Here is a 10,742-nt window from a genome sequence, read left to right on the forward strand (position 1 = left end):
TTATCTGGACGATGACAGTGACAATGACCTTGTTGCGGACAACAACGAGGGTAACGACTTCAACTTTGACGGTATTCCCGATCAGACATATACGGGCACGGATACTGACAACGACGGACTTGACGATGGCTACGAGGGCAGTGATGTTAACGATGGCTATGATGTCAACGATGAGATAGACGACCCCGCGAACGACCTGCCGGACACGGATGGTACCGAGGATGTGAACTACCGGGACTTTGACGATGACGGGGATGGCATAGACACCCCTGACGAGGATGTTGACAATGACGGTGACCCGACCAATGATGACAGTGACGATGACGGTACACCGGACTACCTGGACCCTCGTATTGGGAATACAATTGACGCTGTGGATGATTCTTATATAGCCAATAATGTGGATGAAGCAATTCCGAATAGCAATGTGCTTTCTAACGATACCTTGAATGGTAATCCTGTAACTTTGGAGAATGTAATTTTGACCTCAACAGGCACTAATGAATTGACTATTAACGATGACGGAAGTGTCAGTGTTGTTCCTGGAACACCAGAAGGTACCTACACTATAGAATACATCATTTGTGAGATTGCAGATGTTGATAATTGCGATACGGGTACAGTAACAGTGGAAGTTGGGCCTGGTATGGGGAATATGATTGATGCAGTAGATGATATGTACAGTGCTGATGGTTCAGATGAAGTAATTCCCAATAGTAATGTGCTTTCCAACGATACCTTAAATGGTGATTCTGTAACCTTGGAAGATGTAATTTTGACTTCAACTAGCACCAATGAACTGAGTGTAAATGATGATGGAAGTGTAAGTGTTGCCACTGGAACACAAGAGGGTACATATACTATTGAATATACCATTTGTGAGATAGCTGACGTTGACAATTGCGATACGGGCACTGTGACCGTAGAAGTTGGACCTGGCGTGGCGAATATTATCGATGCAGTAGATGATGCCTATAATGGTGATACCTCTGGCGGGGTTATTCCTAATAGCAATGTGCTTGCCAATGATACACTTAATGGTGAATCGGTCACCTTATCTGATGTAATTTTGACCTCTACTCCGACGAATGTACTCACAATTGAGGATAACGGAAGTGTCAGAGTGGCACCAGGAACATTTGATGGCATTTATACCATTGAATATACCATCTGCGAAGTGGCCAATCCGGATAACTGTGATACCGCTACGGTTACAGTTGCTATCGAGAATATTTCAGTTAATCAAATGCTCACACCCAATGGAGATCTTAAAAATGATTTTCTATTTATTAGGGGAGTTAGCAAGATAAAAACAAGTACACTTAGAATTTTTAATCGCTGGGGAGTAGCTGTATATGAAGGAAAAGATTACAACAATGTGAACAATGTTTTTGACGGACGTTCGCGTGGTAGATCAACCCTTAGCGTAAACGATTATCTTCCCGCAGGAGTATATTTTTATATATTTGACTACGAAACGGATGAAGGAAGTTTTACCGACTCCGAATATATTTATATAAGTAGGTAACATATTGAAAAAATGGTTAAAAGAAACTTTTTAGTTCCGTTTTTATTTCTTGTCTTGACAGTCCAAGGCCTTATTGCACAACAAGACGCGCAGTACACGCAATACATGTACAATACCCTTAGTGTTAATCCGGCTTATGCAGGATCAAGAGGTCAGTTGACATTTGCAGGTTTGTATCGCTCCCAATGGGTGGGTCTTGATGGTGCTCCTGAAACATTTACCGTCAATCTTCATTCTCCAATAAGAAATAGTAGATTAGGATACGGTATCTCTATTGTTAACGATAATATAGGGGATGGAGTTGTACAAGAAACCTATTTGGATGCTGTACTTTCATATACCATAGACGTATCTAGGGATGCAAAGTTATCTTTTGGATTAAAAGCTGGGGGCAATATGTTGAACCTTGATTTCAATGGGCTAAGAAACTTTGACCAAGAAGTAGTAAATCAGGACAATATTGATAACAAGTTTTCTCCCAATTTTGGGTTGGGTATTTATTATCATACCGATAAGTTCTATGCGGGTGTTTCAGCACCCAATGTTATGGAAACTGAATATTTTGATAACGGAAGTTCTGATTCTGTAAATTTTCTAGCAGCGGAACGTATCAATTTTTATTTGATAACAGGTTATGTCTTTGATTTAAATGCCGATCTTAAATTTAAACCGGCTCTTTTGACCAAAGCTGTAGGAGGTGCCCCATTACAAGTTGATCTTTCCGCCAGTTTTCTTTATGCGGATAAGTTTAGTTTTGGTGCTGCATACCGTTTGGATGCTGCAGTAAGTGCTTTGGCGGGATTTCAGATAACCGACCAGATTATGTTAGGTCTGGCTTATGACCGGGAAACAACAGAATTGGGTGGAACCCAGTTTAATGATGGATCCTTTGAAGTATTTTTAAGACTGGAGTTGATAAAAGCGTTCCAGAAAACAGTATCACCTAGATTCTTTTAACAAAGTGTAATATGCTAAAAAGAATACTTATACTTCTTATTGTTTTTTTAGGATGTTTGACCAATGCAATGGCACAAGAACCGGCAAAGGTCAATGAGAAGCAGCAGGCCAAAGTTAAAGCTAAGGCAGATGAACGTTATGATGAATATTCTTTTAGCCCTGCAATTGATATTTACAAAAAAGTATTGGACAAGGGTTATGTGTCATCAGATTTATTGAAACGGCTTGGTAATTCATACTATTTCAATGCAAAATATGAAGAAGCGGCCAACGTATATAAGAAATTAGCTGAAACGTATCCAGATGAGATAGCACCCGACTATTACTTTAGATATGCGCAGAGCCTAAAAACTTTGGGAGATTATGATGGTGCGTCCCAAGTAATGGCAAAGTTTAAGGAAATCACGGCAACAGGTGACGAAGCTGACCGCTATAATGAGGATTACCTTGACAAAATAGAACAAAATTCTGGGAGGTATACGGTAAAACCATTCGGTTATAACAGTAAATATTCAGACTTTGCAGCTTCTTTCTATGAGCAAGGACTTATTTTTTCATCAGATAGGGATACAGGAAATTTAGCAAGATATCGACATACATGGAATTCTAGGGATTTCTTGGATTTATATAAAGTTAATGCTGATAGTGTTTCCAATAATGCGGTGATTAAATTGGAAGGAGAGGTAAATACCAGACTGCACGAATCTACTTCTGCCGTTACCAAGGATGGTACCACAATGTATTTTACTCGTAACAACTTTTTGGACGGAAAAAAATATAAGGATCAAGAAGGCGTAATACGACTCAAAATTTATAGTGCCGAATTGTTCAATGGAGAATGGACCAATATTATTGAACTACCTTTTAACAATGATTCCTATTCAGTGGCACACCCAGTTTTGAGTCCAGATGAAAAGAAATTGTACTTTGTTTCCGATATGCCGGGATCTGTTGGGGAATCTGATATATTTATGACTGAGATTATAGGTGACGGAACATATGGACCTATTATTAATCTTGGTAAGAATATAAATACAAGAGCAAGGGAAACATTTCCATTTATTACCAAAGATGGGGTCTTGTATTTTTCTTCTGATGGACATCAAGGACTTGGTGGGCTAGATGTTTTTGCCACAAAAATCACCTTCGGAAACTTTAATGAACCTGTTGTAAATGTTGGTAAACCCATTAATGGTAATTACGATGATTTTGCGTTTATCATGAATAATGAAACCAAAGAAGGTTATTTCTCTTCAAACAGAACAGGAGGTATGGGCGAAGATGATATTTATGAATTTGTGGAAAGCGAACCATTGGTGTTGGACTGTATACAGGATGTTACGGGTACAGTTAGGGATAGAATATCCAATGAAGTACTAGTGGGGGCCACGGTAAAGATTATTGATGAGGAAAATAACGAAGTATCATCCACTATAACGGATTCAAAAGGCAATTATGTTTTGGCTTTGGACTGTGCCAAAGGAAATTTTGTAAGAGCTTCAAGAGATGGCTATGTACCTGCTGAAGAATATCTGAACAAATCATACGGTAAACCCCGAATTGTAGATTTTTATCTAGAACGGGACGTGGTCACTGGTGGTTTTGGTGATGATTTGGCTAAACTACTACAATTAAGCACTATCTATTTTGACTTGAATAAGTATAATATACGCCCTGATGCCGAAATTGAGATTCAAAAAGTGATTGTAGCCATGGAAAAATATCCGAGTTTAAAAATTAAGGTGAATTCTCATACAGATAGTCGTGGTAATGATGCTTACAACCTTTGGTTATCCCAAAAAAGAGCTCAGTCTACGGTAAATTATATGATTTCCAAAGGAATTTCTGCGGATAGATTACAAGGTGAAGGTTATGGTGAGACCAGATTGGTCAATGACTGCGCAAATGGTATACCATGTTCTAGAGACAAGCATCAATTAAACCGAAGATCGGAGTTTATTATTTTTGAATAACACACTGTTTCTTCTTCATCAAAAACTTTGAAAATATCCCTTTTTATAAAGGTTTATCGATAAAGTGTGTTTAATTTTAAGGTGCAATTCGGAATGCATACCCCAGTTTTTCCTTTCTACACTATTGGAATTAAGTCCTAGACAACATTTTTTGGGCTTGGAAAGGTATCCCCTCTATTTTTATTGAGATTTAACATGACTTGGAATTAAACATTCCATTTACATGGTATTGTCTTTCTATGAAAATTCTTTTGAAAAAAGGCTTATTACTTTTGATTCTGCTTTTAGGAACTTATGGAGTTTCTGGGCAGACAACAATATGGTTTGAAGATTTTGAAAGCCCAACTGCTGTTCAAGATTTGACTGGTACAGCAACTGGGCCAGAAGCCACTACTTGGGCCGCAACTGGAGATACACATGCCAATGTCAACAGGAGATTGGATGTTGCTAGTTTAAGTGGTGATCAAGTAATGCACGCAAGAAACACAGATCAAACTGAAACTTGGGCTACAACGGCTATTGATATTTCATCCTATACAAATGTTTCTTTTAGTATGGATGCAGGTTTTGCAGGAGTAGAATCAGGAGACAGTTTTACCGGTTCCTATAGAATTGATTCTGGCTCTTGGATAGATTTCCAGAGTACTACCACTACTGGAGTACTCTCTTCATATTCAGTTACAGGACTTTCAGGTTCCACCTTGGAAATACGAGTTCAGTTTGTAACCAACCAAAACAGTGATAGTGAATATTATTTTATAGATGATGTAACCGTTCAGGGTACCGCTTCTGGGAGTTCATGTAATACAATTTCATCATCCCCAGGATCTACAATTTTTGATCTTACCACATTAAATTCCAACCTAAGTGGTTTTGCTTCCGGAACTATTACGGATGTGATTGTTACTTTGGATATTACCCATACTTGGGATGAGGATATGGATATTAGTCTAACTAGTCCTGGAGGTACAACGGTCTTGTTGTCATCAGATAATGGAGGAAGTGGAGACAATTATACTAATACAATTTTTGATGATGCAGCAGCAACGGCAATTACTTCTGGTTCAGCACCTTTTACAGGTACTTTTAGCCCAGAAGGAAGTCTATCAGATTTTGACGGCGAAGACCCAAGTGGTACTTGGACACTATCGATATTTGATGATTTTAATGGTGATACGGGAACTCTGAATAGTTTTTCTATTCAAGTTTGTACGGCTTCCGCTACCTCTACAGATTTGGCTGTGACCAAAACAGTTGATGATACTACACCTAAAGAAGGGAACAGTATTGTTTACACACTTACAGTAACAAATAACGGCCCGGAAAATGCTACCAATGTAAATATAACTGATATTTTACCAGCAGGAATAACCTATGTCAGTGACGATGGTCCCTATACTTTTGCTTCAGGAGTTTGGACAGTAGGTAACTTAAACAATGGTTCAACGGCAACCCTAAATATTACTGCAAGTGTAAATGGTGGTACCAGTGGTTCAACCATTACAAATACCATCTCGGTGGTTAGTGCTGATCAAACTGATAGTGATGCTACGGCTGATGACTTGAGTGAATCAATTGTGCCGACAGCTGACCAACCACCTGTACTTACTGTGACAGGAGATCAAATATATTGCCCAGGAACAGCTCAGGCAATAGTTGAAACCGTTAGCCTTACCGATCCTGATGATACAACAACAGATGCTGTTTATATTCAGATATCTTCAGGATATATCAATGGTGAAGATATATTAAATCTTACGGGAACCCACCCTAATATTACTGCGTCCTGGGATGCGGTGGAAGGAGAACTTACCTTACAAGGACCAACAACTTTTACAGAGTTTGAGGCAGCAATTTTAGCAGTTGAATATTCCAGTAGTGCTGGAAGCCCAACTGGAACCAGGCAATTTTCAATTACCCCTGGAACTGCTAACTTTTTACCTCCTACGGGACACTATTACGAATTTATAGCCCATCCTGGGATTACTTGGACAGATGCTAGGGATGCAGCCGCATTAAGAACCTATTTTGGGTTACAGGGATATCTTGCAACACTTACATCTCAACCCGAGGCCGATTTTTCAGGATCTCAAGCTCAGGGTGTAGGGTGGATTGGAGGAAGTGATGCTACTACTGAAGGTGTTTGGAACTGGGTTACAGGTCCCGAGGCTGGAACAAATTTTTGGAATGGTGGCGTTGGGGGAAGTACGCCCAACTTTGCATTTTGGAATTCAGGAGAACCTAATAATGCGGGTAATGAAGATTATGCCCATATTACTGATCCTTCGGTAACCACATCACCGGGATCGTGGAATGATTTGCCCAATGCGGGTGGAGGAGGGGCATATGCCCCACAAGGATATATTGTGGAATATGGGGGAACTACCGGTGATCCCGTATTGAGTATCACTGGGGTTACTACCCTAACAGTTGATAATATTGCTCCAACGGCAAGCAATCCTGCACCTATTACGGTGTATTGTTCATCAGACGTGCCATCATCAGACATTACGGTGGTGACCGATGAGGCGGATAATTGTACAGTAAACCCAACAGTAACCTTTATTGGGGATTCCAGTGACGGAGGATCCAATCCAGAAATTATTACTAGAACGTATAGAGTTACCGATGATGCTGGAAATACAGTTGATGTTACGCAAACTATTACTGTAAGCCCAATAACAATAGATACCCAACCAACGGACCAAACGGTAATTTTGGGAACAGATGGTACTTTTTCAACTACTGCCACTAATGCAGATACTTATCAATGGCAAGTAAGCACTAATGGAGGGGGAAGTTTTTCCAGTGTATCCAATGGTGTTGAGTATTCAGGTACTAATACATCCACCTTAACTGTTTTGGCTACAGGGGCAGACAAGCAAGGTTATGTTTACAGAGTAATTGTATCAAACTCTACAGGTTCCTGTACATCATTGATTTCTTCAAATGCACTACTCACCCTTAGAGTGAATAGTGTGATCACCAACCGGAGAATTACCTACAGGGTGAATAGAAATTAAGAATTTTGTTTCTTACTTACTTGCATCAATATTTTAAGATTTGATGTATTTGTTAGTAGCGTATACCCCATCATTTAACATCTTCACTAAGACTATGGTCTACTAGACAACATTTTTTAGGAAACACTTAACACCCAACATATTTTTATCAAATGATAACCTTGGGTAGTTTGTATGAAAAAATTGCGTAAAGCATTTACACCAATTTTACTCGTTTTGCTTACAACTGCTGTAGCTGCACAAGAAACATTTTATGATACTTTCAGCTCAGTTTCGTATTCAAACTCTAATGGTACCCAAAATTGGGCTACCACCCCATGGAATGAATCGGGTGATGACAATTCGGCTTCGAGTGGATATATAAGAATCACAGGAAATGAACTAAGATTTTCCTATATATGGACAGAGACCATTGTTAGATCTGCGGACCTGAGTTCTTATTCGGCGGCCACCCTATCTTTTGATTGGCGGACCTCAAGTTTAGAAGCTGGGGAAACTTTGCTGGTCGAAGTTTCAGATGACGGTTCATCATATAATCCTTTAGTGACACTTTCAGGTTCAACAAGTGGCTCATTTAGTCAAGATATCACAGCATATATTTCTGCTACCACTACAATTAGATTTATTAAAGGGGGCGGAAATTGGTCTGGTAACGATGATCAGGTGTTTATTGATGATGTACAGATTACGGCTATTAGCGCTCCCGATTCAGATGGTGATGGTATAACAGATGACGTGGATATTGACGATGACAATGATGGTCTTACTGATGATGAAGAATATTGTACAACATTAAACGTGGCCTTTTTTGGATCTTCAAATGCGGGTACAAGGTCAACCACCTTTACCCATACCGATACAGGATTTTTAAAACTGGATTTTGCTACATTGGATAATTCTTTTCAGTTAAACATAAATGCTACCACTATTCACAACTCCATTTTGGAATTTGAAAATGGCGCACTGGGTGTAGGGGAGATATATACCCTATTTCAATCGGACAATGCATTTATTTCAGCGCCATGGGTTGCCAACACCAATGGCTTACCCAGAATAAGAGTAATAATTGATGAAAACGGGAACGTCACCATATATGGAACAAGAGCACCTGGTTCAACCGCATTGGAGGTAATGCATGCTCAAGGCGGAGTAGCCTTTAATACCATAAACTGGATTCCTGGTAACAACAATTCTTTCACAGTAGTTAATCAAGATGGTCCTGGACCGGAAAGTATGAACGGCTCGGTATATGTAAGTGCGATTTGTGATAGTGACGGAGATGGTCTGGATAATAATTTGGATTTGGATTCGGACAATGATGGTATATTCGATTTAGTTGAAGGAGGAGCATTGGATGTTTCAGGAGTAAACGATGTGAACAATGATGGCATAATTGACGGTGTTGCGACTGCTTTTGGTGCAAATGGGCTATTTTCAAGTGTAGAAAATAATGATTTTATATATGCGGATCTTACTTTTACAATTTTGGATTCAGATTCGGACAATGACTATGACCCCTACGAAATAGATGCTGATGGAGATACCTGTTATGATGTGGATGAAGCTGGGTATACAGATTTTGATTCCGATGGTATTTTGGGAACTGGAGTTCCAACAATAGATGTAAACGGTCTTGTAACCAGTGGAACCGATGGCTATACCACGCCTGATGATGCAAATGGTAATTCCACATATGATTATCGGGAAGTGTTGACCTCTGCAATAACAGCTCAACCATCCGATGCTCAAACATGCCCCGGATGCTCAGCTACATTTAGTGTTACCGCAACCAATACGGATACGTATCTATGGCAATTGTTTAATGGTTCTACTTGGGATGATTTGTCAGATGGAGGAATGTATAGTGGTACAAGCACAAATACACTTTTGATAACAAGCCCAACGCCAGCAATCAATGGAGCTCAATTTCGTGTATTAGTATCCAATTTTGCATCCAGCTGTACGAGCACAGCTTCAAATACAGTAACTCTTACCCTTGTAGTAAACACAGTTATCACCAATAGGAATATCACCTTTAGGATAGATAAGAACTAACAGATACATTGCCTTCTTACTTATTTCCAAACTCCATTTTAAGGAAAAATGGTTGATATCCTTCTATTTTATACAATACTGTACAAATGGATATTGATGAATTTTATTACCAATATTTTGTTTTCATACTACTAAATAACCCTCGAATACCTATCTCCAATTCAACAAGAAACAATCTCGAGAATGTAGTTTGTAAAGAAAAGTTCTAGTATGGAATTGAAGACAAATGAAAGGATTTTTTGTCAGAATTATCCTTTTGATAACTACTGATATTATTGGATTTATCGACCAACGACCTTAAAAAAATCATAAAAAATAATAATGATGACCTCAAGATTTAACCACTATACCGTCAGATTATGGATGTACACAACAAATATTTTCACCCCCTATAGGTAAAGGTAATTTTGTAAAGTGTAGTAGTATCCAAACAAATGTATTGGAAGATACTACCATATAGAAAATATAGATTACAAAAAACAAGACATAAAACTCAACTAATAGTAACCCCATGAAAAAGAGCATCATAGTTATAGTTTTACTATTCTTCACAGGATTTGCCTTTTCCCAAACTACAGTGACTTTACAAGATCAATGCAATTGTGAAGTTTTAAGTGGAACAGTGGTAACAAGTCCTGGAGCTATAGCCCCAGGAGGAGCAGATACAGGAGATGTATACGTAAATACCAATACAGGCACAATTTATTTTTGGGATGGGGATTCTTGGGAACTGACTTCAACAGATGACCAACAATTAACGGGGTTTACATTTAATGGAGCTACAAATGAATTGGCATTGACTTTGGAAAATGGGGGAAGTGTAAATGTTAACTTAAGTAGTTTAAGTGATACCCTGACCGATACCAATACAACAGTTACTTCGTTTGGGATTGATGCTACCAATACGAATCTAGTTATTACCGATTCCGATACCAATACTTTTTCAGTGGCCTTGGCAGATATAGCTGCATTGATAGATACTGATGACCAAGATATTAGCACTAATGGTGCAGCAGGAAATATTAGTATTGATGACGGAAGCACACTGTTTCTTAATGTCGACGATGCTGATTCGGACCCTAACAACGAGATCCAGGACCTTGAGGACGTTATCGGCGAGGATGCCAGTGCAGGGAACAACGCCATTACGAACCTGGCCGACCCTACCAATGCACAGGACGCCGCGACAAAGAACTATGTTGACAA

The 10,742-nt window shown here is 39.1% G+C and carries 6 protein-coding genes; all 6 read left to right on the forward strand.

What is annotated here, in order from left to right; translation table 11 throughout:
- A partial coding sequence (locus CRO15_RS19005) for a gliding motility-associated C-terminal domain-containing protein (RefSeq protein WP_133067295.1) occupies nucleotides 1-1,528 on the forward strand: 1,528 nt, incomplete at its 5' end.
- A 12-nt stretch (nucleotides 1,529-1,540) separates the two neighbouring features.
- Nucleotides 1,541-2,485, forward strand: a complete 945-nt coding sequence (locus tag CRO15_RS19010; RefSeq protein ID WP_097047434.1) for a PorP/SprF family type IX secretion system membrane protein — start codon at nucleotides 1,541-1,543, stop codon at nucleotides 2,483-2,485.
- 11 nt (nucleotides 2,486-2,496) lie between these two features.
- Nucleotides 2,497-4,458, forward strand: a complete 1,962-nt coding sequence (locus CRO15_RS19015; protein WP_097047435.1) for an OmpA family protein — start codon at nucleotides 2,497-2,499, stop codon at nucleotides 4,456-4,458.
- 239 nt (nucleotides 4,459-4,697) lie between these two features.
- Nucleotides 4,698-7,481, forward strand: coding sequence for a proprotein convertase P-domain-containing protein (locus CRO15_RS19020; protein ID WP_097047436.1), 2,784 nt, complete (start codon nucleotides 4,698-4,700; stop codon nucleotides 7,479-7,481).
- A gap of 174 nt (nucleotides 7,482-7,655) precedes the next feature.
- Nucleotides 7,656-9,536, forward strand: coding sequence for a hypothetical protein (locus CRO15_RS19025; protein ID WP_097047437.1), 1,881 nt, complete (start codon nucleotides 7,656-7,658; stop codon nucleotides 9,534-9,536).
- Between the two features lie 511 nt (nucleotides 9,537-10,047).
- On the forward strand, nucleotides 10,048-10,742 hold a 695-nt coding region (locus CRO15_RS19030; protein WP_207763961.1), incomplete at its 3' end, for a hypothetical protein.

This window comes from Flagellimonas pacifica, from assembly GCF_900215465.1.
GTDB classification, from domain to species: domain Bacteria; phylum Bacteroidota; class Bacteroidia; order Flavobacteriales; family Flavobacteriaceae; genus Flagellimonas; species Flagellimonas pacifica.